Raw genomic sequence first — 25,648 nt, 5'->3', positions numbered from 1 at the left:
TTAATTCTATAAAAACCTCGCTTCATTTTTTGGAGCGAGGTTTTTTTGATTTTTAATCCTTTACAATAAAATATAAGTAAAGTAGTACTGATAAGTCCAGTGATTTATTTCTAAATGTTATATATTTTAAATCATTCTCCACGGGCCAACTTTTTCACCATTCCTTTAAAAATAATTCCGTGAAATGGTAAAACAGAGTACCAATATAATCTACCAGCTAATCCGTGTGGACGAAAAACAGCTTTTTGCCAAAGTTTCCCTTTGTACAGTTTGAACATCAGCCACGCTTCTCCCGGTAATTTCATTTCGGCGAAAAGAATGAGTTTTCCCTCTTCCCTATTGGCATAGAGTACACGCCAAAAATCCAACGCATCACCCTCGTGCAGTTGTAAAGGATGCGTTCTTCCCCTTCGTAAACCTGGGCCTCCCACAAGCACATCCATAAAACCACGAATCTTCCAAAGACTTTGCCCATACCATCCATTTTTGCCACCTAAACTAAAAAATCGGTCCAGGCATTTTTCGCGGTCGTCGTACGCTGCACTTCTTACATCTGTGTAACACCCAAATTTGGGAACGTCCAGATATTCTCTTAATGTAGTATCGTGTCTGCTGCTGATGAAGCTATCTTTCCAACTGGAACTGATTTCATTGGCCTGGATTTTAGCTAATGTTCTTTTCAGAGCTTCAACATAAGAAAATGGCTGTACACCAGTTATTTTCTTGATTTCCGCAAGACTATCCGATTTACAAACAACCTCAATTTTCATGCTTCCCACCAATGATGAAGCAAGATTGTAGGATGTAGATGTTATGAAATAAAGCCAGTAGGACGATAATTTTGGCGTCATCACAGGTAGCGTAAAAATCTTTCTTTTGAGACCTCTAACTTCAGCATAGCCTAAAAGAATTTCTTTATAAGTAAGCACATCATCACAACCGATATCAAAACTTTTGTGATAAGCATCTTCCTGAAACAAAGTAAAAATCAAAAAATCCAGAACATTTGCAATTCCGACAGGTTGACATTTTGTATCTAGCCATTTTGGTGTGATCATCACGGGCAATTTTTCTACAAGATCTCGGATGATTTCAAACGAAGCACTTCCTGAACCGATGATGATTCCAGCCCGCAGAACGGTGACCGGAGTTTGACTTTCCATTAATATTCTTTCTACTTGAAATCTGGAATTCAGATGCTTGGACAGCTCATTTTGATTTACTAATCCGGATAAATAAATGATGTGTTCGCACTGTGTCTTTTCTATTTTCGCGATAAAATTGCGTGCACATTCTTTTTCGACATCTTCATAATCTTCCGTATTGCTCATAGAATGCATCAGATAATATGCACCAGAAATATCTTGCGGAATATTTTCCAGCGTCTCCGGTTTTAGAAAATCAACTTCAATCACATCAATCATAGATGCATCAATTCCGGATGGTTTGGAGAATCGAGCCTTGTCCCTGCAGCAGCAAATCACTTTATAACCTTGTGCTGCAATCACACTGATCATTCTTTTTCCAATGTAGCCTGTGGCACCGGTTAATAAAATCTTTTTCATTTATAGATTAATTTGAATCCAAACAATACAATATATATACCTTCTATCTGATTGTAGTAAAATAATTTACTAAATTTGTTTTTAAAGACTAACCAGAAAGGTAAACTATGCAAACTGACTTTTTTATCCAACTATTCCACGAGATCAAAGAATTTGAAAATTCGGATGCCTACAAAACTAATTCAGGTGTGGACGACTTCCGGATATGGATGAATGATAAAAAATATGCTAATGAAAGTCCAACGAAGCTTTTCAAAAATGAAAATCACAATGTATCATTTACTGAAAATGAAATTTGCAAACAAATCCTCTTATTAAGCAGATACTCAAAATTGCTGATAAGAAAAGGTTTATCCGATTTCCCGAATTTGGCTAATGAAGAATTCACATATTTGTACCGGTTAAAAGATGAACCTGATTTGACGAAAATCCAGTTGATAGAAAAAAACGGTCACGAAAAACAAACAGGAACTCAAATAATTAAAAGACTTTTGGAAGCAGGTTTTTTAGAAGAAAAAAATGACCAGGATGACAAACGCAGCAAACGACTCAATCTTACGAAAAAAGGCGAAGAAACTTTCCACCAATCAGTTGCAAATGTCAATCAAACGTCCAAAATCCTATCCGGAACCTTGAGCGATGATGAGAAAAAGGAACTTCTCAAAATATTAAAAAAACTAAATGAATTCCATTCCCATCTCTATGCTGAATATAAAAATTCAGAACTTACTGACATTGAAAAATTAATCTAAAAATTAACTTAATTAAGACGACTAAAATTTTCAATCCATATCACAATCATTGGGTTTTTCTATTTCCAATCTTGTATCATTGGTCTAATATTTCCATAACTTGTACTTTCTAATTAGGAGATTGATTTTATGATGAATAAACAATTTAATTTTCAACAGGGTTTAACATTCAGCAAACACGTTCCGGAGGAAATATCCAATTTTGATCGCGTTTTTGATGTGTTCAAAGATCTGTTGACGCACACTTCCGGTGATATTGAAGAAGCCTTCGACTGGCTGAATATGCTGGATAAAGAATACGACATTTTCACCGACGACTATACAATCGAAGATTTTGAAGAAGATCTCAGAAAACGCGGTTACATCAAAAAAGAAGATGATTCTGAAGACGGAAATACAGGTACCGGAAAAGGGAAAAATATTCTGACAGCCAAATTGGAAGCTGCATTGAGAGAATATGCCTTGGATCAGATCTTCGGAAAACTTAAAAAATCAGGTATTGGAAATCACAGAACCAATAAATCTGGCGTGGGTGACGAGCGTGATGGCGATAACCGTAACTTCCAATACGGCGACGATCTGTCAACTGTTAATATGACAGAAAGCTTGAAAAATGCCCAAATCAATAACGGAATTTCTGATCTGAGAATGACAGAAGATGATCTCATTGTAGAAGAAACCAAGCACAAAGCCCAGATGAGTACGGTTTTGATGATAGACATCAGCCACTCAATGATTTTGTACGGCGAGGATAGAATAACTCCGGCTAAAAAGGTCGCAATGGCTTTAGTAGAGCTCATCAACAGAAAATACCCTAAAGATTCCATTGACATTATCGTTTTCGGAAACGAGGCCTGGCCGATAAAAATAAAGGATCTTCCCTATCTGCAGGTTGGCCCATATCACACGAATACAGTTGCAGGCTTGGAATTGGCAATGGATATTCTTCGCAGGAAGAGAAATACTAACAAACAGATCTTTATGATTACAGACGGAAAACCTAGCTGCATCAAATTACCCACCGGCGAATATTACATGAACAGTGTAGGTCTGGATGAAATGATCGTAGGACAATGTCTCAACAAAGCTGCACAGGCAAGGAAACTCAAAATCCCGATCACAACTTTTATGATTGCTCAGGATCCCTATCTACGCAGATTTGTGGAAGCTTTCACTGCTCAGAACAAAGGGAAAGCTTTTCTTACAGGACTTTCCGACTTAGGACAAATGATTTTTGAAGATTACGAAAAAAATAGAATAAAGAGAATTTAGAAAAAATGAAAAAAGATATCACATTTAAGGAATTGAAAGATTCCGGTTACACAGATAAAACGATTAGTCAGGAAATCCAGGCGAATTTAATTCAAAAAATTAAAAGCAAAGAACCAGTTTTTGAAGGACTTTGGGGCTACGAAGATTCTGTAGTTCCGCAGTTGAAAAAAGCAATTCTGGCTGGTCATCATATTAATTTACTGGGTTTAAGAGGCCAGGCGAAAACCAGAATTGCAAGAAGTATGGTCAATCTTTTGGACGAATACATGCCAATTGTGAAAGGTTCGGAAATTAATGACAGCCCATTCCAGCCCATTTCAAAATTTGCAAGAGATATCATTGCAGAATTGGATGACGAAACTCCGATTTCCTGGGTTCACCGCTCCGAACGTTTCTTTGAAAAATTAGCAACTCCAGATGTGAATGTTGCTGATTTGATTGGCGATATAGATCCAATCAAAGCAGCGACATTAAAATTGCCGTACTCAGATGAGCGCGTTTTGCATTACGGGATGATTCCAAGAGCAAACCGTTCGATTTTTGTTTTAAATGAGCTTCCTGATCTACAGGCTAGGATTCAGGTTTCTTTGTTTAATATTTTGCAGGAAGGTGATATTCAGATTCGAGGTTTCCAGTTGAGAATGCCTTTGGATATTCAATTTGTGTTTACGGCAAATCCGGAAGATTACACAAATCGTGGAAGCATTGTGACGCCGTTGAAAGACAGAATTGGATCTCAAATTTTCACCCATTATCCAAAAACAATTGCGCTTGCAAAACAAATTACTGAGCAAGAAGCTGCCATTTCAGCTGAAGATAGATCCCAGATTCAAATTCCAGATCTGGCGAAAAACCTTCTGGAGGAAGTAGCTTTTGCAGCCCGCAACAGTGAATATGTGGATGCAAAAAGTGGTGTGAGTGCAAGGCTAACAATTAGCGCAATGGAAAATCTAATTGCTGCCGCAAAATTACGTTTGATAGAAACTGCTTCCGAAAAAACGACAGTTCGCTTGCTTGATTTTATGTCCATCATTCCATCGATTACAGGAAAAATTGAGTTGGTGTACGAAGGTGAACAAGAAGGTGCAGACTATGTGGCCAAAATACTAATTGACAAGGCTGTAATCACGCAATTTGAAAGCATCTTTCCAAGAATTTCTAAACTTGAAAAAGAAGGAATCAAAACACCTTACACAGATTTAATCAAATGGTTTAATAAAAATCATCTGGAACTTAATTATACAGATACAGACGAAGAATTTTATGCTAAACTAAACAGCATCAATCCCCTAGTAACCGTCGTAGAGGAAAATGCCTCTGACCTGAGTCCTGAAGATCAGAATTTCTGCAAAGAATTGGTTCTTTGGGCATTGACAATCAGTAAAAAACTGGATCGATCCGAAAATTCAAATGCTTATACTTTTGATTCTGCAGGAATTGGGCAGTTTTTTAGAGATTAATAACTGAAGTTTTAATAATAAAATAAATTCCTCATGCGATTGGGGAATTTTTATTTTTTAGGTTTAATCAGATATAGTCCGGCACTTTTGATAATTGGTTCTACCACCTCTGTACTATCATTCATGTAACCGCCAACGTTTAGACTGTAATCCAAAAAAGCAACCTTTGATTTTGAACGTAATTTTTTTGGTAATTCGTAGAGATAAAAGTCATTTTGAATTCCGGAATCTCCACTCCGCTTCAAAGCTTTTTCTTTGAAATATAAATTTTCATTTTGATAAGTCAGGCGGAAATAGCCAGTATTCATAAACGATGGAGAAACCCAATTTGGCAAACTGAACGGATTCCCTGAGGAATAATACTCATCTTTTTTCCGCGAGAGTAATTTGACGTTGTCATTCGTCTGATAATCTACTTTTCTTTCTTTCAAAATCTGAGTGTAATAAGTATCTAAATAGCGGTCATCAATTGTTTCTTTTCCAAAGAGATTGATTGAGTAGATTTTGTTTTTAAAATCCTTCAGAACCGTCAGTCTTTTATCAGCAAATTTCGCTGGAAAACCCAAAAAATCGATCTGCCCAATGGTGTCATTTTTAAGTTTATCATTTCCCTGATGAGAAAAACGAAAATCACCTTTCTGAGAAAACATCAGAATCCAATTGTCATTGATTTTAAAATACATCGGAAAACAATCTCTTTCGGAATCAATATTTCTATTTGTGTCATAAATCACTAAATCTGCCTTTCTATAATTGCTTTCGAAAATAGATTTGAAATCCTCATCATTAATTTCATTTTGGGAATTCAGAACTTGAGAAAATTTGCTGTAGACCAATCGATTTCCTGAATAATCATAGACACCATTTTTTGCAAAAACATAAGGCACAAAATTGGCAAAATCAAACACAGAAGTGTATTCTTCGTGACTCAGATCATTAGAAATAATAATATTTCCAAAAGCATCATACTTTGTCAAGCCTTGCCCGAACTTCAAATAAAATTCGTTTTTCGAAATATTGTATAATAATGGAAAATTTCCTTTAGCAGCAACTATTTCGTAGTTTTTGGATTGAGGATGACCTGGCAATTCTTTGAAATGATTGTAAGATTCTGGTCTAAAAATATCTGCTGTCGTCAAATTAACTGTTGTGCATCTGTCAACAAACAACAGCGCAAGAACAGAAATTATTAAGACAATAATTGCAGATTTTTTCATCAATTTAATTAAGCCAATGGTTTCTTTTTTAACAGATCTTTTTCATAAATTTTCTTTAAACCATTTGCATTCACAATCACAAAAGCGGTGATACAAAGATACATTGCGAAGTAGATCATCAGCATTTTGAGACCGGAAATACCCATAAACATCAGCAAAATCTGAGACACAAAACCCATCAGCCAGCCAACAGTCATAATAACGACAACAGAAAATCCAAAAATCCCTAATTCCTGAGCCGGCGTGTAAACTCCAGCTTTTTTGAAAATCCAAAGTGGAATCAGCAAGACCATCAAAGCAAACGGATGAAATGCTGCGAATGCAACCAAAAAACCAGGTTCCGCTTCTACGTGACGAAGAATATCTATAATATTAAAAGGCAATTCCATCGTATTTTTTTTCTTGTTCTGAAATCTGAAGGAGATGTTTCTTATCGTAAATCAGAATTTTTGCTAAGATGAAATTGGGGAATTCCTGAATCCCAATATTGTACATCGTCACACTTTCATTATAAAATTCTCTTCTGTCGGCAATGGCATCTTCAATCTGGGAAACACGGTTTTGCAGCAACTGGAAATTCTGATTGGTCTTAATATCCGGATAATTCTCCGCAACCGCAAAAATTGATTTTAGTTGATTTTGCATCTGGTTGGAAAGTTCCACTTTTTCCTCAGCGGAACTGGCATTAAGAAAATTGGTTCTGAGTTCCGTAAGTTTTGTCAACATCGATTCCTCGAACCTCATAGATTCTTTTACAACTTTAATAAGATTAGGAATTTCATCTGCCCGTTGTTTCAGAAGAACATCAATATTGACAAAGGATTTATCGACATTATTTCTCAACATTACAAGTCTGTTGTAAGTCGAGACAATGACATTGAGAAGGCCTAAGATGACCAATCCAATAATTACATAAGCAAAGATCTGTATCATAGTTTTATTTTTTTAAATTTTATTCCGGAGCCTGCGTCACTTCTGCACTGTCAGCTTCCTTTGGGTAAATATTTTCTATGGGTTCTGTTTCTTTATTTTCATAACTCTCATAGATATTGTCATAAAAATCCGTCACAGATTCTACTGGTTTTGAATTTTTGAAAGGCAGATCAAAGTTGATTTTGCCAAACACCAAAGTATAATTCTTCAAACTAATTGGCGTGAGAAATATCAATGCAATCAGAATAACCCAGAAATAAACAAAGTAACCAGCAGATTGCAGAATCGGTCGCATTGTATTGTAGTTTTCAACGCTTGCAACCGGCGAAATCCCAAAAACATCTTTCACCTCTTCTTTTTGAAAAACCGCTTCATTATTTTCCTTGACGCCAACTTTACCGATTAGTAGAACTTCCAAATTTTCTGTCAAAAGATATTGCGTGTAGCGCTTCATCGATGATTGATATCGTTCATCAATTTCAAAATCAATAAACTCAAGACCATCCGTCACAACTTTCATTTGGCCAGACTTGTCCTGTACATAGAAAGGCTTACAAATCGTTTCCGAGGATTCCAAAATATAAGAGTCATCACCATCCTTGTCTGTTCGCACATCTTCTACGGTATAAAGAAATCCGATGCATTCTTTTTTTCCAATGCGCGAAATCATTGGTTCAATTATTTTTGCTTTTCCGGAGATCTCAGACAATCCCATCGCCACTGAACGGATATTGGAAGTTGGAAGTGTCCGCTGATATTTGTAGAAACGTTTTTTGTTATCTGGTTTTAATGATTTTATAAATGGAAGAATGATAAACATTATGATGATGAAGTAAGGCACTCCCAAAGACAAAACAGTTCCTAATACTATGAGTCCGCCTATTGTCAACAGAATTTTTTTCCACATCGGAACGATCGGTTTTCCCATTCTTATCTGCCTAGCATCTTCTTCTTTAGAATTTTGAAAACCACTTCTAATTGCTGAAACTATCATTCCAATAATACCCAAAACAAAAACAGAAAGAAAAAGAATGATTGCAACCAAAGCGCCCAATCTGCTGTCATATAGAGACGATAGCCAAATCAACAAAGGATTTAAAACAAAGAAAAGCCATTTCGGTTTGAGGTTCACCTCGTAAAGTCCCATCGTAATGACTGTATGGAAAATCGCTACGAAGACGCTCATTACCATCAACATTATCAGAAGTCCATTATCAACTTCCAGAGTATTGTAGAACTCATAAAATTCGCTCATAGGCTAAGTAAAGTAATGATTATTAGTTTTATAAATATCCCGAATTATGTTTTGACTAATTTACCAAAACATTTCAAGATAAATAGCAATCAAATTTTATGCAAAAAAAAGTTTGAATATACAGACAGTGCAGGACAATCGTTCCTCATAATAATTTTAGATTGCGTTTATAAAGAAACTATTTAAAGATTTTTAGCATCTTTAAGAAAATTTAATTCTGTCATTATGAAAAAATTCACGCTGATTCTACTCGCATTTCTACTGTCAATACCGCTTTCCGCTCAATATACACCTTGGACTTCCGCAAAGCAACCTTTAAAAGAAATCAAAGCTTTAAAGAAACAAATCAAAGCTCCAAAATTCAGAAAGGTGGATTATCTGATAACTGATTTCGGAGCAGTAGGTGACGGAAAAACAAAAAATACGGAAGCATTCAAAAAAGCAATTGAAAAATGCAGTGCTGAAGGTGGCGGAAGAGTTGTGGTTCCAAACGGCGTTTTCCTAACGGGTGCGATTTATCTTGAATCTAATGTGAATCTGCATTTGACAGACGGTTCAACGATTCTGTTCAGTCAGGACAGCAACGACTACCCTATCGTTTTCACACGCTGGGAAGGAATGGAATGTATGAATTATTCATCTTTGATTTATGCATATGAAGAAGAAAATATCGCCGTGACCGGAAAAGGAACTTTGGATGGAAATTCAGATTTAGACAACTGGTGGTTCTGGTGTGGTGCTACAAAATATGGTTACAACACATCGCGTCCGGGAAGACAGAACCCTGCAAGAGCTAAACTTCACGAATATATGGCCAACAGAACGCCTGCAAGAGAAAGAATTTTTGGGGACGGATGGTATTTAAGACCGAATTTCGTTCAGCCTTACAAATCAAAAAACTTCTATATGGCGGATGTTTTGGTGAAAAATTCTCCGATGTGGAATCTGAATCCTGTTTTGTGTGAAAATGTTTTGATTGAAAGAGTAAAAGTCATCAGTCACGGACCGAACAACGACGGTTTCGACCCTGAAGCGTGTAAAAATGTTTGGATTAAAGATTCATATTTTGATACCGGAGATGACTGTATCGCCATCAAATCTGGAAGAGATGAAGACGGAAGAGACATCGGAAGACCAGCCGAAAACCACATCATCGAAAACTGCGAAATGAAAGACGGTCACGGCGGTGTCGTGATTGGAAGTGAAATTGCGGGCGGTGCGAAAAATATTTATGCCATCGGAAACGTGATGGACAGCAAGAATCTTGACCGGGCGTTGAGAATTAAAACCAGCTCAAGCCGTGGCGGAACGATAGAAAATGTATTTTTCTACAACACAAAAGTGGGCGCTTACAAAGAGGCTGCTGTACGTTTCAATATGCATTATGAAAAGCCGGGAAATCACATTCCGACCATCAGAAATATTTGGGTTGAAAATTTAACCGTTGACAAAGGCGGGAAATATGCCGTATTTTCTGATGCCTATGAATCGTCGCCAGTAACCGATTTCAAGATGATTAATGCTAAAATGGTGGGCGTTCAGATTCCTTATAAAGTAGATTACCTTAAAAATGTGACTTTAAAAAATGTAACCGTTAACGGACAGCCATTAACAGAGTTAAAACCATAAAATGCGAAGAAAAACCATTTTCGCCGGACTTCTGGTTTTGTCGGCATTCTCACTCTCCTATTCCCAGTCGAAACACTGGCAGAATAACGAGCGTGAACTGCATTACAAAGAAGACAAAGGCGATTTTTTATTGGTCAACGGAAAATACAGATTCAACCGTGCTTTGTATGGTGATAACCGTGCTTCGAGAGTTGAAGCGGGAGATTTGCCTGAATTTGCGCTGTATCTTCCGGGAATGGGCGGAAATCTTCAGTTCGTTATTCAGAAAGGAAATTCAATTAAACAATTAATAAAGGCTGATAAAATTGAAACACGTTACCGACCTGGTTCGATGTTATATGAAATCAAAGACCCGATTCTCGGAACTGGAACTTTAAAACTGACCGTTCTGGCACAGGCCAAAGAAGAAGGTTTGGTTTTAAAAATGGAAACTGTGAATGTAGATTCTTCAACAAAAATCTATGCAGTTTACGGCGGTGCGAGCGGAACGACTTTCAGCAGGAACGGCGACATCGGCGCAGACCCGGAATCCGGATTTTATCTGTTGCCTGAATATTGTCTGAATAATCAGTTTCAGTTGAATAAAAATCACTTTCAGCTTAATTATTTAAATAAGAAAAAAGAAACTCAAACCGTTTATGGAAGTTTTTCGAATATCACTTCATTACAGCAAACTGATGCTGAGACTTTGGAAAAACTGGCTGAATTTACTCAAAATAAAACAGACAAATCTCCAATAGTTTACGCTTCGTATTCTTCACAAAAACAACCGGTTTATATTCAGGTTACCAAAGGAAAATCAAATAAGAATTTTTCAGATGAAGATTTGAAAAATATTTTCAATGAAGCGGAAAAATCCCGTTTGACATTAACGAACAGAATTCAGCTAAATACTCCGGATGCGGATTTAAATAACTTCGGAGCTAATTTAGCGGTCGCAGCGGATGGAATTTGGGAAAGTCCGACCTTTCTTCACGGCGCCGTTGCCTGGAGAATGCGTTTGAATGCGTGGCGTGGCGCTTACACAGCAGATGCATTGAACTGGCACGACAGAGCAAAAGAACATTTTGAAAGTTATGCTAACTCGCAGGTCTTAAAACCCGATTCTGCACCTGTAGAAATGGACACGATGCGTCATCTTGCCCGACACGAGGAGAAAATGGGAACTTCTGTTTTTTCAAGCGGATATATTTCCAGAAATCCGAATGACAACACAAAACCGCACCATTACGATATGAATCTGGTGTTTTTTGACCAGATGTTTTCACACTTCAATTACACGGGAGACAAAGAATTTCTCAAGAAAATGTGGCCGACGATGTTTCGTCATATGGACTGGGAAAAACGGAATTTCAAGCGTGGTGATTTGTATGATGCTTATGCGGCGATTTGGGCGAGCGATGCACTGCAATATTCGGGTGGAAAAGTAACGCATACTTCGGCTTATAATTACAGAGCCAACCGTGAAATGGCGAAGCTGGCGAAAATCATTGGCGAAAATCCTCAACCTTATGAACAGGAAGCAGATGCGATTTTAAAAGCAATGAAAAACCAGCTTTGGATAAAAGACAAAGGTTATTTTGCTGAATATAAAGATGCTTTGGGCAATCAAATCGTTCACGACAAACCGGGAATATGGTCGATTTATCACGTTTCCGATGCGTTTATTCTGAATGAATTTGAAGATTACCAAAACTTACAGTACATCAATCATCATACGCCTAAAATTCCGATTACCGTAAAAGGTGCTGATAATAAAGACTATTTTACTTTAGCAACAACAAATTGGCAACCATACGACTGGTCAATTAATAATGTGGCTTTGGCGGAAAACTTACAGACCGCTTTGGCGTATTGGCAAGCCGGAAGAACTGAGGATGCATATCAACTTTGGAAGGGAAATCTGGTGGAGTCGATGTATTACGGCATCAGTCCGGGGAATTTCGAACAGCTTTCTCATTACGATGCGTTCCGTGGAGAATTGTACCGTGATTTTGCCGACCCGATTGGTGTGGCGTCCAGAACTTTGACGGAAGGACTTTTCGGAGTCTATCCGAATTTACTGGAAAATAAAATAAGCATCAAACCTGGTTTTCCGAAAGACTGGAATTCTGCTGAGCTGAAACTTCCTGATTGGGATTATCAGTTTACCAGAACTTCAAGAAAAACCGAGTATTTATTTAAATCAAAATATCAGAATCCGGTGGCGTTGGAAATGCAGATTCCTGTGAATTATTCCAACATCAAATCGGTGAAAGTGAACGGTAAAAAGGTGAATTGGAAAATTAAACCCAATTCGATTTCACAACCATTTGTTCAGTTTGAAACGCCGAAAGGAAAAGATTTTAAAATCGAAATCAATTATTCCGGAGAAGAACTGAAAAACGAACAAACCGATTACGTCAATTATATTTCCGAAAATCTTCAGTTAAATTTTGATTCAAAAAAAAAAATTAAAAATATCTACGACCCCCAAGGAATGATTAAAAATTCCCCTCCTCTGGAGGGGTGGATTCGACCGAAGGGAGAAGACGGGGTGGTTAACCAGTCAATCACATTAGATAATAAAGAAAGAAAAGGAACTTTCTTCGTTCAGGTCGAGCAAAACGGAACAACCTGGTGGCAACCTGTAAATGTTGACATTCGTTTTCCTTTGGAGACAAAATGGGTGAATAAACAACTTAAGGTTCAATCCAAATCTTCCAATCCAATTAATGGAAAGCTATCTATAAATGGTTTAAACAAAACTTTTTCGATTCAAAAAAATCAAAGTGCATCGATTGAAATTCCTGCAAATTATTTAAGCAAAGGAACTAATTCAATTTTACTTGACTACAACGGAATCAAGCAAAATATTGAAATCACAGATTGGGAAATTGAGAATCAAGGTCAATTCAACAACATTTCATTAGCTTCAAAATACAATGAAAAAGTGACTGAGATTTTCAATCAGAAATACCTTTCACCAAGACTGGAAGTTCCGACATTACAGCTTCCGTGGCAGGGAATCGGAAACTGGTGTTACCCGTTAATTACCGCTCAAATCGATGACAGCGGATTGATGAATAAAAGAAAAAACGGCAAAGTTGAGTTTCTTGGAATTCCATTTTTAATTGATAAAACCGATAAAAATATTGCATTTGTAAGTCAGTGGGATAATTATTCAGATGCTCTTGAAATCCCAATTTCAGGAAAAGGTAAGAAAATCTATTTTCTGATGGCTGGTTCTACGAATCCGATGCAGTCGCAGATTGTGAATGGAAAAATTACGGTACAGTATGCAGACGGTTCGATAACCGAATTAGAGCTGAAAAATCCGACAAACTGGTGGCCGATTGAGCAGGATTTGTTTGATGATAATTTTGCGTTTGAAATTCCGGATGATAAAATTCCATACAGAGTAAAACTGAAAACGGGCGAATTGTACAAAGGCGGAACTTTAAGCAAATATTCAAGCATTAAAGGATTTACAGACCGTCAGGTGGATGGTGGTTCTGCCACAATTCTGGATTTGCCGATTGATGCGAGTAAAGAATTAAAATCGATAAAATTAACGGCCGTGAGCAATGATGTGGTGATTGGAATGATGAGTGCGACGGTTTTGAAATAAATTTAAAATCAATAGGGACGGGCTTTAGCCTGTTCTGAAAAAATAATTATTATTGGCTTTAGCCAAAACTTAGTTTAGATTTTGGCTAAAGCCAATGAATATTAACCACTAATAAAATGGGCTAAAGCCCATTCCTATTGATAAATATTAGAAAATAATAATCAAAATGAATGATGTTCTATTTTGATACGTGAGATATTGCAGCCCGACTTGAACGGAAATCCTTTTGCGAGGAGGAACGACGAACAAAAGATTGGGAGTGGAAGGCGGAAATGTCTGCCAAAAAAAAATAAAATAACATTCGAGGTAATCGATAGCTGCCCAGAATAAAATATAACATTGAACAAATTTATTTACTGAAATAAAAGAAAAATGAAAAAAATTACAATATATCTAGGGATTTTCCTGATGGGATTTTCTTCAGTGAATGCCCAGAAAATCGACCGGAAGAAGGTCGTTCAGCGACATAATATTGTCAACACTAAAGCCGATACGCTTTCCACTTTTACGGTTGGAAACGGAAAGTTTGCCTACACGGTTGACATTACAGGTATGCAGTCGTTTCCTGAATATTATAAAAACGGTGTTTCCCTCGGAACCCAATCTGAATGGGGCTGGAACAGCTTTCCTAACAAAGAAAATTATAAATTTGAAGAGACTTTAAAACCTTACGATTTCAATAACGACGGGAGAAAAGCTTTGTACTCTGTTCAAATCAAAGAACCGGAAAGAAATAAAGGTGCAGTGGAATATTTCCGTGTGAATCAACACCGTTTGCAGTTGGGAAATATCGGGATTGAACTGACGAAAAAAGACGGTCAGAAAGCGAAAATTTCAGATTTAACCAACGTCAATCAGAAAATTGATTTGTGGACGGGAATCATCACCAGCGAATTTTCTCTGGAAGGAACTCCGGTAAAAGTCTGGACGGCTTCTTTCCAAAATTCAGATAGAATCGGGGTGAAAATTGAATCTGATTTGGTGGCTAAAGGAAAACTTAAAGTTTTTGCTAAATATCCGCATCCGTCGGGACAGTTTTTGGATGACGCCGCATTTTACGGAAGAGAAAACGAACATACCACGAAAATTGTTTCTTCACAGTCGACTCAAGGCTTGATTCAGCATAAATTGCAAAGCACGGATTATTATACTCAATTCAATTTTACGGAAGGAAAACTTCGTGAGGCCGGAAAACATTATTTTGTTTACGAGCCTTCTTCGAAAAATAAAACCGCTGAGTTAAGTGTTGAGTTTTCAGCTAAAAGTCCGAAATCTAACAGAACTTTATTCGCAGATGCTGAAAAAGAAAGTACTTCTGGCTGGAAAAACTTCTGGGAAAGCGGTGCTGCTGTTGATTTTGAAGGAAGTACAGACCCGAGAGCCAATGAGCTTGAACGAAGAGTTGTGCTATCAGAATATTTAACGAAAGTTCAGTGTGGTGGAAACAATCCGCCTCAGGAAACGGGTTTGACTTTCAACAGCTGGTATGGGAAACCGCATACGGAAATGCATTGGTGGCACGGTGTTCACTTTGCACTTTGGGGAAGACCGGAAATTTTGGAAAAGCAACTGGATTATTATTTCAGGTCATTTGATAAAGCTAAAAAATTAGCGGAAAGACAAGGCTACAAAGGCGTTCGCTGGATTAAAATGTCAGACAATGAAGGAAACGAAAGTCCGTCTTCTGTTGCTGCATTTTTGATTTGGGAGCAACCGCACATTATTTATATGACCGAACTTTTGTACCGCAACAGCAAGGATAAAAAAGTTCTTGAAAAATATAAAGATTTGATTTTTGCAACGGCTGATTTTATGGCTGATTTTGCGACTTATGACAAGGAGAAAAACCGCTACAACTTAGGAAAAGGCGTTATTCCGGCTCAGGAAGTTTTCCCTGCGAAAGATACTTACAACCCGACTTACGAAGTGGCGTATTGGGATTGGTCGCTGAAAATCGCTCAGCAGTGGAAAGAAAGATTGGGTGAGCCGAGAGATAAAAAATGGGATGATGTGATTAATAAACTGGCTCCGCTTCCGGTACAGGACGGCGTTTATTTATCGACAGAATCGGCAAAAGATTCATTCACATTTCCAAAATGGATGACTGACCACCCTGCGGTTTTGGGCGCATTAGGAATGGTTCCTGAATCTCCGAAACTGGATAAAAAAATAATGAAAAACACCCTTGATATCGTTTGGGAAAGATGGAACTGGGAACATACCTGGGGTTGGGATTTCCCAATGACGGCTATGAACGCTGCGAGACTGGGACTTCCAAATAAAGCTTTGGATGCTTTGTTTATGAACATTCAAACCAATACATATCTGAAAAACGGACATAATTTCCAGGACAAACGTCTTAGAATTTATCTTCCAGGAAACGGCGGTGTTTTGACAACCGTTGCAATGATGCTGGAAGGCTGGGATGCTTCGACAGGAGAATTTCCTGGTTTCCCGAAAGACGGAAGCTGGAAAATAAAAGCGGAAGGTTTTAAAAAGATGCCTTAAAAAATTTCACATTCATATTTTTAGTTAGGAGGTCTGTCGGAAACGGCAGGCTTTTTTGTTTTTAAATTTTAAAAACTAAACTGATAAACAGCATAGTGCAGGATAATTTTTAATTGATATGACTTTAAATTGATTACATATAATTAGGTATGAAAAAAAATATCATAGCGTCTTTCGCTTCACTATTTTTAATCTCCTGTCATTCTCAAAATCAAATAAATCAATTACCTGAAAGTTGCAATCCAGAGAAGGTTTTGGCTTTTCCAGAGGCTGAGGGTTTTGGAAAATTTGCAAAAGGTGCACGAGGTGTTTCGAATCCAGAAGTTTACACCATAAGCAATCTGAATGACAGTGGCGAAGGCTCTTTCCGCGAGGCAGTGAGCAAATCAGGAAGATTTATCGTATTTTCGGTGAGCGGAATTATTAATTTAAAATCACCAGTTACTGTGTCTGAAAATTTGACGATTGCCGGACAAACTTCACCTGGAAAAGGAATCGTTCTGTCTGGTCAAAAAGTTTCTTTTTCGGGGGCAAATCATACAATCGCGAGATATTTGAAAATCAGATTGGGAAATAAAAACAAGGTTTCGAAGAATACTGATGCTTCCGGAATTTCAAACGGTAAAAATATCATTCTCGATCATCTCTCGATTTCTTGGGGAATGGACGAAGTTTTCTCCATCAACTGGGATAGAAGAGGATTCGAGCCCGACAGCGTTACGCTTCAGAACTCAATTATTGCGCAAGGATTGCATCTTTACAATCATTCTGCAGGCGGATTGATTCAAACGAATGGTAGCATTAGCATCATCAAATCTCTGTACGCAAGCAACAAAACGAGGAATCCAAAAGTAAAGGGGAAGAACGAATTTGTCAATAATGTGATTTACAATTTCGGGAACTTAGGAAATGAAAACGGGCATTTTGTTTCTGGCGATGGCTACATTATGGGTGGTTCGACACAAATTTCGGAAGTAAATATCATTAATAATTATTTTGTGGCCGGACCATTGAATGTCGAAAAACAAACAACACCCTTCAGCAGAGGAACCAACACTTTTAATCTCTATGAATCCGGAAATTATTTTGATGACAATAAGAACGGTAAATTGGATGGAACATTGATTCCTCACAACGAAATTGGATATCCTGGAGAAACACCTCTGAAGTTTAAAAGTGTACCATTCCCCTACCCTTTTTCCAATCCTAAAATGTCCGCAAAGGACGCTTTTAAATATGTTTTAAAAAATGCAGGAGCCAATTTCCCAATGCGTGATGATGTGGATAATCTGATTATTTCTGAAGTTGATTCTAAAGGAAAAAAAAAAAAAAGGTTTGTATGTTTTCACGGAAGATGACCTTCCAATTGCAAATAATGGATTGGGCGATTTCCCATTTTATCAAGCTGAAAAAGACAGTGACAAAGATGGAATTCCGGATTTCGAAGAAGTGAAAATGGGTCTTGATCCCAATGATCCTTCAGACGCGTTGAAGCCTAGTAAAGTTTGCAAAAATTATTTGAATATCGAAATCTATATTAACAACATAATGAACTAACAATATTTATTAATGTCTCCTAGAATGCAAAAAATGGTATTTGGTATGTTAAATTTGAGAGAACTTTTCGACTTTAAATAATGCAAACACGCTGAGTTTGAACAATATTAAATAATAAAATCTTATTGATAGAAATTTAGTATCTTGTCTTTACTTATTAAATCAATTTTCTAAGGTCAGATTATTCTTAGAACTGAAAGTAATATTCCTATTTAAAAGCGTTATGTCAGAAATATTCGAAGTCAATATTAACGAAAACTCCCGAGTTCCAAAATACAAACAAATTGTAGATTCTATCCTAAATGGAATTGACGCCGGAGAAATTAAAATTGGAGAAAAAATACCTTCTATTAATGAATTGAGTGAAGCTTGTTTTCTTTCCAGAGATACCGTTGAAAAAGCTTACAAAGAGCTTAGAAAAAGGCAAATCATAGAATCCGTAAAAGGTAAAGGTTATTATATTTCGAGGATTAATAAAAGTGATGTCATCAATATTTTCTTTTTGATCAATAAGCCAAGCACTTACAAAATGATGATTTATGATTATTTTGTAAATGCCATCGGAACCAAGGGAAATGTTGAAATGTATATCTACCATTGCGACGAGACGCTTTTCATCAATGCTTTGAAGCGAAATTTGGGAGGATTTGACTACTACGTTGTGATGCCCCATTTCCGTGATGACCAGTCCAAACACACCAGCTCTACGCAGGAAGTGATTGATATGATCGAGAAAATACCTAAGAATAAATTGGTGATGCTAGACAATACAAAACCAAATATTTCAGGCGAATACGGTTCTGTTTTTCAGGATTTTGCACAAGATATTTATAATGCTTTGAAGGAAGGTTTGGAGAAGATCAAAAAGTATGACAAGATTATTTTGGTTTATCCCAACAAATCAGTCAATCCATATCCTTTCCGAATTGTACGTGGTTTCGAGAAGTTTTGTAATGAATTCAAATTTGATTATGAAATTCTGGACGCCATCTATCCTGATATGGAACTGCAGGACAAAGATATTTTTGTGACGATTCAGGAACGTGATCTGGTCAATTTGGTAAAACAAATCAGACAGAAAAATCTGAAATTAGGCGAAGATATCGGCATCATTTCCTATAACGAAACGCCTCTAAAAGAATTATTAGGAATTACTGTGATTACAACAGATTTCAAAGCTATGGCTGAATCTGCAGCTTATATGGTGTTGAAAAACAAGAAAGAACAGGTGAATAATGTTTTTAAATTTATTGAAAGGGAATCTCTTTAGTTTAATAAATATAAAAAACGAGCTTTCTGAAAAACCCGTTTCATTAGAATAAAATTATTAAAACAACTATATTATTTTACCCTAAAATTCTGTAATTCAGTCGTTTCATTACAACAAAGTTGCTCCATCACTTGTCGGAATTGCATCTTCAACATTTCAATAATATGATCGCCACCTTTTTCCCCCAAAGCTCCAACGGCGTACATAAATGTTCTTCCCATAAATGTAAATTCAGCGCCACAACTTAGTGCGCGGGCAACATCCGGACCAGTTCTTACGCCACTATCCATCATAATTTTGATTTGACCTTTGTACTTTTCACTGATGTCTTTGACAACTGAAATCGTGGATTCTCCAGCATCCAACTGTCTTCCGCCGTGGTTGGAGATGATCATTCCATCAAATCCTAACCTTACAGATTCAGCAGCATCTTCGTCAGAAGCAACACCTTTGATGACCAATTTCCCTTTCCATCTATCACGAATCGCTTTGATTCTGTCTGAGTTTAATCTTCCAGAAAAAGTAGAATTCATAAACTGTCCGAGCTGCTTCACGCCCATATTCTTGTCCATATACTTATCCATTGTGGCAAAGCTAGGAACGCCGTGTTTCAACATTTCCAGACACCATTGTGGTTTTACCATCGCTTGAGAAACGGTTCTTAAATTCAATTGCGGTGGCATTGCCAGACCATTTCTGATTTCTTTGGCTCTGTAGCCGAAAGTCGGAACGTCTGCCAAAACTACCAAAACGTCGTAGCCAGAAGCTTCACAACGTTCGAGAATATCATCGCGCAACCATTCTTCTCTTGGATGATAAAGTTGATACCAAGCTTTACCTTCGGTCAACTCGGCGATTCTTTCGATGCTGCTGGTCGTAACGGTACTTAGAATGAAAGGAATATTATGTTTGAAAGCTGCTTTTGCTAAAATTTCCGGAGCATTCGGCCACATCAAACCTTGCAACCCAACTGGTGAAATCCCGAATGGTGCAGCGTATTTGACGCCGAACAATTCCGTTTCCATATTGGCTTCACGATAATGATCCTGAAGGTACTGCGGGCGAAGCAAAACATCTCTCAGTTCGCTTGTGTTTCTGTCTCTGTTGATATTTTCATTACAGCCACCATCCAGATAATCAAAAGCGAATTGAGGCATTCTCTTTTTAGCTTTTTCGATCAGAAGTTCTAGCGAAGCATAATTGGTATCAAATGGGAATGACATAATTGGTTGATGGTTTTTGGTTGGTTGTTGATGGTTTTTTGACTAAAACTTTCAAAGAATTAATTAATGATAATTAAGAATTAAAGGTTGAAGCACTTTCATCTGATAATGTTGTTGTAGAAATGTCTCGTCGATTTTTTTGTTGGAAATCACCATAGATGCTCCTAAAGCTGAACCAAGCGGAGAATGCGTTGACATCACATTGTAATGCTGGAAATGATGCGACATTAATTTCATAAAAACGTCGTTGTCTGTAAAACCGCCATCAATATAAATCGTGTCAATGTCAGAATTTCCAATGGCATTTTTGATCGTGTGAATCTGAAGATCCATTAATTCAATCATTAACTGATGATAAGCTTCTTCGAAAGTTGCGAAAGATTTCAAATCTGTTTCGGTGATCAATTTTCTTTTTAAAATAATGCCTTCAAAACGGAAATAGACCGCTTTGTTTTTCATTAAATTTAAATATAATTCCTGATCAAACTCCACTTCTCGATGAGCACCATATTCTTTTCCGTAATAAGCACAAAGTTTTTCAACCTGAATTCGGTATTCATTTCCCATAAAAAATCGGGAAGCTTTGACACGTTTGCCGTCGATCCGCATATAATTCAAGCAGTTGTTTTCGATATCTTCATCGGTCAAACTTTCATCATTAAAAGGATTTAGAGATATACTCCAAGTTCCTGTCGATAATAGTAAAAACGGATTTTTCTTGCTTAAAATATAAGGTAATAATGCCGAAGAACTGTCGTGAATTCCGACACCAATCTTGATTTTTTTATTTCTGTAAGACGTGTTGATACTCGCAGAAGTTGGTACGATTGGCGGCATCAAAACATCGATTTCTTCTTCGTAAACCCAGTCGTGGTAATCACCTTTATCATAATCCCACAAATTCGTGTGACAACCGATTGACGTAAATTCAGAAACGCAAATTCCAGTAAACAGATACGATAAATATTGAGGTAAATGAAGACTATAACGGATTTTACTAAAAACGTCAGGATGTTTGTACTTCAACCAAAACAATTGCAATCCGGAGTTCAACATTCCAGCTTGTGGTGATGCTGTTTCTCGGGCAATTTTTAGTTTGTCGCCGTGTTTTTCATAAAACAAATCGAGAATATCTTCATCGATTGGTTTGGTGTAATTGTATAAAGGTGTGAGGACATTTCCTTTGTGATCCAAGTGTACAAAACTGGCACCGTAAGTGGAAAAATTGATGGCTTTCACATCAAAATTTTCATCGTCAAGGATCGCATTGAAATTATCTTTGATCCAATTCTGAAGTGCCGCAAGATCTTCTGTCGGATATCCGTCTTCGTCCGTTGTGAGCGGTAATTCTGTATATTCCCTTACGACTTCCTTGTAATTTTTATCAAATAAAAAAAACTTTTTGTTGGTTTTTCCAATATCAAATACGATGGTAACCTTTTTTTTGGACATTCTTGCAATAAGTTAATTGTTGGATGACGGAATAAGATTTTTCAGGTTTGAAATTAAACTTATTCTGTCAAATTAATGATCATTTAAAGGAGTGTTTAGATATCAAGAAAATCATTACTTCTTACTTTATTGAAACTTAATGCTCTAAACACTTTACCTTAAATGAAAAAAAATTGAGTGGTTTATAATAAAACTTTCAGATCGCATGAAAGTTAGAATTATCAAATTTAAATAGGATTTTACAATCCTGTTGCTTTTGCCCAGCCTCTTTCGGAAATCAAAGTTTCTCTTACTTTCAGATTTCTGTAAGCGGCGATTGGGTCTAATGCTGCTCCGGTTTGTAATCTTGCAGCCTGCAACAACGGACGAACATCCGTTCTGTAGGCGTTTTGCAAAATATCCTGTGCTCCTACAACATCATTATTTAATTGGGCAGTTTTCAAAGCTTTCTGATCAACCAAAAGTGCCTGAGCATAAGCAATTAATATAGCTTCCAAAGATTGTAACAAATCTTCCAAAGGATCTTTGATGTTATGACTAGCATCGATCATCCAAGCTGGATAAGGATTGTTTTTGTTATTTTCAATTCCGTAAACCAATTCGTTGAAAATCAAGAATAAAGCATAAGGTTTGATGGAACCAACCGTCAAATCATCATCACCATATTTACTGTCATTAAAATGGAAACCGCCTAATTTACCTTTGTACATCAACGTTGCAACGATCTGCTCGATATTTGTGTTTGGTAAATGATGACCAAGATCAACCAGCGTGAAAGCTCTTTCGCCGCAAGCGTTTGCCAGCATAAAAGAAGTTCCCCAATCCTGAATTGTTGTGGAGTAGAAATTTGGTTCGTAAGGTTTGTATTCGATGAACAATTTCCAGTCTTCCGGCATATCTGCGTAGATTTCTTTCAAGCTTTTTTCAGTATTCGATAAAGCAGTTTGGAAATTCAATTGTCCTGGAAAACTTGCGCCGTCGGCCAACCAAACGGTTAAACTTTTGGAGTCTAATTCTTTTCCGATTCTAATTACTTCCTTGTTATGCTCCACAGCGTAAGCTCTGGAATCTTCGTTAACGGAGTTCAAAGAACCGAATTTATATGATTTTTGTGCGCCAGGCTGATCCTGAAAAGTGTTGGAATTCATGGCGTCGAAAACAAGTCCGTGAGATTTTGCACTTTCTTTCAAAGCACTTACATCGCTTGGAATATCCCAAGGAATGTGAAGGGAAACCGCTCCGGCAGAATGAGTCAAAGCATGAAGCAAACCAACATCATCTAATTTTTGTTCCAAAACAGCAGGTTCACCGCCGTAAGAAAATCTCCCGAAACGAGTTCCGCCTGCGCCTAAAGCCCAGCTTGGAATTGCTACTTGGAAATCGGCAATTTTGTTAACAATATCAGCAACATTTGCTCCCGATTTCGTCAGTTTATTTTGCAGAAAATCGAAATCTGAATTAAAGTTTTCAACGCCTGCTTTGTTGTACTGATCTATAATATCTTTTCCTATTATCATGATATATCTTAAAATTTTAAAATTGAAAAGCTTGCAATATTTTTAAACCACATAAGGCACATAAGTTTTATTTTAAACTTTAAAACCATATGGTTATTAAAGCTAAAAAAATAAGAAAAGTTTACATAAGAAGAAAATCAAAGATTTTCAGAAAATACTGTATTAGAGTCTTATGTTACTTTTGTGGTTATGTTAAAGCAAGCTTTCAATTTATTAAAATAAAAACCTTCTAAAAAATTAAATTTATCTTGGGAACGCATTCGCCATTCCGCCATCTACATTGATGATATTTCCTGTTGTTTTGTCCAAGATTGCAACACAAGCAAAAACGCCGTTTGCAATATCTTCAGGAAGAATAATTTCGTTTAATAAATTTCTTTTTGCGTAAAATGCAGGTAATTCTTCTACAGAAATTCCGTTTGCTTTTGCACGGCCTTCCGCCCAAGAACCTTCCCAGATTTTACTTCCAACGATCACGCCGTCTGGATTCACCACATTAACTCTGATTTTATCAGCGGCCAATTCTGCTGCCAATAATCTCGTCATATGCTGTTGAGCCGCTTTTGCAGTGCCGTAAGCTACATTGTTTGGACCCGCAACTAAACCATTTTTACTGGCAATGTTGACGATATCACCTCCAAGATTTTGTTTTTTCATAATTTCAGTTCCGTTCTTAGCAATTAAGAACTGACCTTTAACCAAAACATTTTCAAGAAGATCCCAATCTTTCGTCGTTGTATCTTCCAAAGATTTAGAAATTGCTAGACCTGCAGAGTGAACCAAAATATCAACACCTCCAAAAGCTAAAACAGTTTCTTTGAAAGCGTCTACAATGTCTTCTTCATTCGTCACATCACATTGAACTGCGATTGCCTGATCTTTGTTGTATTTTGCAGTAACAGCTTCTGCAGCTTCGTGATTAAGGTCTGTGAAAACTACTACTGCACCTTCAGCCACCATTTTATCAGCGATTGCCTGTCCTATTCCACCGCCTGCTCCTGTAACGATAGCAATTTTTCTGGACAATGGTTTTTCTTTCGGCATTCTTTGAAGTTTAGCTTCTTCGAGTAACCAATATTCGATATCGAAAGCTTCCTGTCTTGGTAAAGATGTGTATTGAGAAATAGCTTCTGCTCCTCTCATTACATTGATTGCATTCACGTAGAATTCATTTGCAACACGAGTCGTTTGCTTATCTTTTGAGAAACTGAACATTCCGACGCCTGGATAAATGATGATCACCGGATTCGGGTCGCGCATTGCAGGACTGTTTGGATGCTTGCAAGTTTCGTAGTATTCTTTGTATTCTTGTCTGTATTGTTCGAAAAGTGGATTTAGTTTTTCAAGAATGACTTTAGAATCAGATAAATCTTCATTTTTGTCTAAAGTCAAAACCAACGGCTGAATTTTAGTTCTCAAAAAGTGATCCGGGCAAGAAGTTCCAAGTGGAGCTAATCTTTCCAAATCATTACTGTTGATGTATTCCATAACAACTTCGCTGTCTGTGAAATGACCGACCATTCTGTTTTCAGAAGAAGCCAAACCTCTTAACAAAGGCATAATTTGAGCAGCTTTGTTTTTACGATCGTCAGATGGAAGAGATTCCACTTTTTGACCGCCGAAAACCTGTCCTTTTTCTTCGATTTTTTTAGCGATATATTCAGAAGCCATTTCGATAACTTCCAAACTGTTGATGTAAGATTCGTAAGATGTATCACCCCAAGTGAATAAACCGTGACTTCCTAAGATAATTCCGCGGATTCCAGGATTGTCAGCTAGACATTTTTCCAATTGTAAACCTAAATCAAAACCAGGACGCTGCCAAGGCACCCAACCCATTGTGTCTCCCCAGATTTCTTTGGTAATTGCTTCGCTGTCTTTTGCAGCAGCCACTGCAATCAATGCATCTGGGTGAAGGTGATCGATATGTTTGAAAGGTAAAAGTCCGTGTAGTGGTGTATCAATTGAAGGTGCTTTGCTGTCAAGATCAAAAATACAGTGATCGAACAAACCAACCATTCTGTCCTCGTCTGCCAGACCGCCGTAAACATTTTTAAGATTTCTCAATCTTTCTGTATATAAACCTGCGATTCCTTTTCTTGTCAAAGTTCCGATGTCGCCGCCAGAACCTTTTACCCACATTACTTCTACCTCTTCATTTGTCAGTGGATCTTTCTCAATAGTTTTACAACTGGTGTTTCCTCCACCGTAATTTGTAATTCTAAGATCAGCTCCTAATATGTTTGAACGGTACAAAAACAAAGCAACCTGATCATCTCCAAAAGATGCTGCTTTCTCCTCGTCCCATAAATAATCTACGTACTTGAATGTTTTTACGTTTTCCATTTTTATATATTCTTAATTTTAAACCAAAATTAGACTGTTCCATTATCTATAGCATCCCGTACTATACTGATGATTGCTTTAA

The 25,648-nt window shown here is 37.2% G+C and carries 18 protein-coding genes; 9 read left to right on the top strand and 9 right to left on the bottom strand.

Annotated features, from left to right (window positions below):
• Window positions 1-131 precede the first annotated feature (131 nt).
• The gene (locus PQ459_09435; protein WDF45122.1) at window positions 132-1,565 is read right to left on the bottom strand and encodes an SDR family oxidoreductase; all 1,434 of its coding nucleotides are present in this window, start codon (window positions 1,563-1,565) and stop codon (window positions 132-134) included.
• Between the two features lie 107 nt (window positions 1,566-1,672).
• On the opposite strand from PQ459_09435, the gene PQ459_09430 reads away from it, so the two are divergent.
• The 3 genes from PQ459_09430 (at window position 1,673) to PQ459_09420 (ending at window position 5,049) form a co-directional block, all read left to right on the top strand.
• Window positions 1,673-2,317, top strand: coding sequence for a MarR family transcriptional regulator (locus PQ459_09430; protein ID WDF45121.1), 645 nt, complete (start codon window positions 1,673-1,675; stop codon window positions 2,315-2,317).
• Between the two features lie 129 nt (window positions 2,318-2,446).
• Entirely contained in the window at window positions 2,447-3,589 is a 1,143-nt protein-coding gene (locus PQ459_09425) for a VWA domain-containing protein (GenBank protein WDF45120.1), read from the top strand.
• A gap of 5 nt (window positions 3,590-3,594) precedes the next feature.
• The gene (locus tag PQ459_09420) at window positions 3,595-5,049 is read left to right on the top strand and encodes a sigma 54-interacting transcriptional regulator (GenBank protein WDF45119.1); all 1,455 of its coding nucleotides are present in this window, start codon (window positions 3,595-3,597) and stop codon (window positions 5,047-5,049) included.
• Window positions 5,050-5,099: 50 nt separating this feature from the next.
• Here PQ459_09420 and PQ459_09415 read toward each other — a convergent pair whose 3' ends face one another.
• Genes PQ459_09415 through PQ459_09400 form a run of 4 tightly spaced genes read right to left on the bottom strand, consistent with a single transcriptional unit; the run spans window position 5,100 to window position 8,454 of the window.
• Window positions 5,100-6,266, bottom strand: a complete 1,167-nt coding sequence (locus PQ459_09415) for a hypothetical protein (protein WDF45118.1) — start codon at window positions 6,264-6,266, stop codon at window positions 5,100-5,102.
• Between the two features lie 8 nt (window positions 6,267-6,274).
• Window positions 6,275-6,655 carry a hypothetical protein gene (locus PQ459_09410; protein WDF45117.1) on the bottom strand — a complete coding sequence of 127 codons (381 nt, stop codon included), beginning with the start codon at window positions 6,653-6,655 and terminating at the stop codon, window positions 6,275-6,277.
• Entirely contained in the window at window positions 6,639-7,199 is a 561-nt protein-coding gene (locus PQ459_09405) for a LemA family protein (GenBank protein ID WDF45116.1), read from the bottom strand. Before PQ459_09405 ends, PQ459_09410 begins: the two co-directional genes overlap by 17 nt.
• A gap of 19 nt (window positions 7,200-7,218) precedes the next feature.
• A complete protein-coding gene (locus PQ459_09400; GenBank protein ID WDF45115.1) occupies window positions 7,219-8,454 on the bottom strand; it encodes a hypothetical protein in 1,236 nt (411 codons plus the stop codon).
• A gap of 225 nt (window positions 8,455-8,679) precedes the next feature.
• Here PQ459_09400 and PQ459_09395 point away from each other — a divergent pair, with 225 nt between their 5' ends.
• From PQ459_09395 to PQ459_09370, 6 genes are all read left to right on the top strand, one after another.
• Window positions 8,680-10,083 (top strand): glycoside hydrolase family 28 protein, encoded by a 1,404-nt coding sequence (locus PQ459_09395; protein ID WDF48675.1) that lies wholly within the window; start codon window positions 8,680-8,682, stop codon window positions 10,081-10,083.
• 1 nt (window position 10,084) lies between these two features.
• Complete coding sequence (locus tag PQ459_09390) at window positions 10,085-13,693, top strand: DUF4450 domain-containing protein (protein WDF48674.1); 3,609 nt, start codon at window positions 10,085-10,087, stop codon at window positions 13,691-13,693.
• Between the two features lie 372 nt (window positions 13,694-14,065).
• A complete protein-coding gene (locus PQ459_09385) occupies window positions 14,066-16,201 on the top strand; it encodes a hypothetical protein (protein WDF48673.1) in 2,136 nt (711 codons plus the stop codon).
• 149 nt (window positions 16,202-16,350) lie between these two features.
• The gene (locus PQ459_09380; GenBank protein WDF48672.1) at window positions 16,351-17,559 is read left to right on the top strand and encodes a hypothetical protein; all 1,209 of its coding nucleotides are present in this window, start codon (window positions 16,351-16,353) and stop codon (window positions 17,557-17,559) included.
• On the top strand, window positions 17,537-17,758 hold the full coding sequence (locus PQ459_09375) for a hypothetical protein (protein WDF48671.1): 222 nt from the start codon (window positions 17,537-17,539) through the stop codon (window positions 17,756-17,758). The genes PQ459_09380 and PQ459_09375 overlap by 23 nt, the downstream gene beginning before the upstream one ends.
• Window positions 17,759-17,981: 223 nt before the next feature.
• On the top strand, window positions 17,982-19,028 hold the full coding sequence (locus PQ459_09370; protein ID WDF48670.1) for a GntR family transcriptional regulator: 1,047 nt from the start codon (window positions 17,982-17,984) through the stop codon (window positions 19,026-19,028).
• A 71-nt stretch (window positions 19,029-19,099) separates the two neighbouring features.
• Here the strand turns inward: PQ459_09370 and PQ459_09365 are convergent, their stop codons facing one another.
• The 4 genes from PQ459_09365 to PQ459_09350 all read right to left on the bottom strand — a co-directional run bounded on the left by PQ459_09365 (window position 19,100) and on the right by PQ459_09350 (window position 25,566).
• The gene (locus PQ459_09365; GenBank protein WDF48669.1) at window positions 19,100-20,251 is read right to left on the bottom strand and encodes an alpha-hydroxy acid oxidase; all 1,152 of its coding nucleotides are present in this window, start codon (window positions 20,249-20,251) and stop codon (window positions 19,100-19,102) included.
• A gap of 63 nt (window positions 20,252-20,314) precedes the next feature.
• Window positions 20,315-21,703, bottom strand: a complete 1,389-nt coding sequence (locus PQ459_09360; protein ID WDF48668.1) for an FGGY family carbohydrate kinase — start codon at window positions 21,701-21,703, stop codon at window positions 20,315-20,317.
• 239 nt (window positions 21,704-21,942) lie between these two features.
• A complete protein-coding gene (locus tag PQ459_09355; protein ID WDF48667.1) occupies window positions 21,943-23,220 on the bottom strand; it encodes a TIM barrel protein in 1,278 nt (425 codons plus the stop codon).
• 243 nt (window positions 23,221-23,463) lie between these two features.
• Complete coding sequence (locus tag PQ459_09350) at window positions 23,464-25,566, bottom strand: bifunctional aldolase/short-chain dehydrogenase (GenBank protein WDF48666.1); 2,103 nt, start codon at window positions 25,564-25,566, stop codon at window positions 23,464-23,466.
• Between the last annotated feature and the right edge of the window lie 82 nt (window positions 25,567-25,648).

The organism is Chryseobacterium sp. KACC 21268, from assembly GCA_028736075.1.
Taxonomy (GTDB): domain Bacteria; phylum Bacteroidota; class Bacteroidia; order Flavobacteriales; family Weeksellaceae; genus Epilithonimonas.
The sequence above is the reverse complement of the archived record's forward strand: the minus strand, read 5'-3'. Positions and strand labels throughout refer to the sequence as shown.

Bases quoted from the DNA above. Each gene is read 5' to 3' on its own strand.
- PQ459_09395 (WDF48675.1), top strand. From the start codon at position 8,680: ATGAAAAAATTCACGCTGATTCTACTCGCATTTCTACTGTCAATACCG.
- PQ459_09390 (WDF48674.1), top strand. From the start codon at position 10,085: ATGCGAAGAAAAACCATTTTCGCCGGACTTCTGGTTTTGTCGGCATTC.
- PQ459_09365 (WDF48669.1), bottom strand. From the start codon at position 20,251: ATGTCATTCCCATTTGATACCAATTATGCTTCGCTAGAACTTCTGATC.
- PQ459_09400 (WDF45115.1), bottom strand. From the start codon at position 8,454: ATGAGCGAATTTTATGAGTTCTACAATACTCTGGAAGTTGATAATGGA.
- PQ459_09385 (WDF48673.1), top strand. From the start codon at position 14,066: ATGAAAAAAATTACAATATATCTAGGGATTTTCCTGATGGGATTTTCT.
- PQ459_09370 (WDF48670.1), top strand. From the start codon at position 17,982: ATGTCAGAAATATTCGAAGTCAATATTAACGAAAACTCCCGAGTTCCA.
- PQ459_09360 (WDF48668.1), bottom strand. From the start codon at position 21,703: ATGTCCAAAAAAAAGGTTACCATCGTATTTGATATTGGAAAAACCAAC.
- PQ459_09425 (WDF45120.1), top strand. From the start codon at position 2,447: ATGATGAATAAACAATTTAATTTTCAACAGGGTTTAACATTCAGCAAA.
- PQ459_09355 (WDF48667.1), bottom strand. From the start codon at position 23,220: ATGATAATAGGAAAAGATATTATAGATCAGTACAACAAAGCAGGCGTT.
- PQ459_09430 (WDF45121.1), top strand. From the start codon at position 1,673: ATGCAAACTGACTTTTTTATCCAACTATTCCACGAGATCAAAGAATTT.
- PQ459_09405 (WDF45116.1), bottom strand. From the start codon at position 7,199: ATGATACAGATCTTTGCTTATGTAATTATTGGATTGGTCATCTTAGGC.
- PQ459_09410 (WDF45117.1), bottom strand. From the start codon at position 6,655: ATGGAATTGCCTTTTAATATTATAGATATTCTTCGTCACGTAGAAGCG.
- PQ459_09435 (WDF45122.1), bottom strand. From the start codon at position 1,565: ATGAAAAAGATTTTATTAACCGGTGCCACAGGCTACATTGGAAAAAGA.
- PQ459_09350 (WDF48666.1), bottom strand. From the start codon at position 25,566: ATGGAAAACGTAAAAACATTCAAGTACGTAGATTATTTATGGGACGAG.
- PQ459_09420 (WDF45119.1), top strand. From the start codon at position 3,595: ATGAAAAAAGATATCACATTTAAGGAATTGAAAGATTCCGGTTACACA.
- PQ459_09415 (WDF45118.1), bottom strand. From the start codon at position 6,266: ATGAAAAAATCTGCAATTATTGTCTTAATAATTTCTGTTCTTGCGCTG.
- PQ459_09380 (WDF48672.1), top strand. From the start codon at position 16,351: ATGAAAAAAAATATCATAGCGTCTTTCGCTTCACTATTTTTAATCTCC.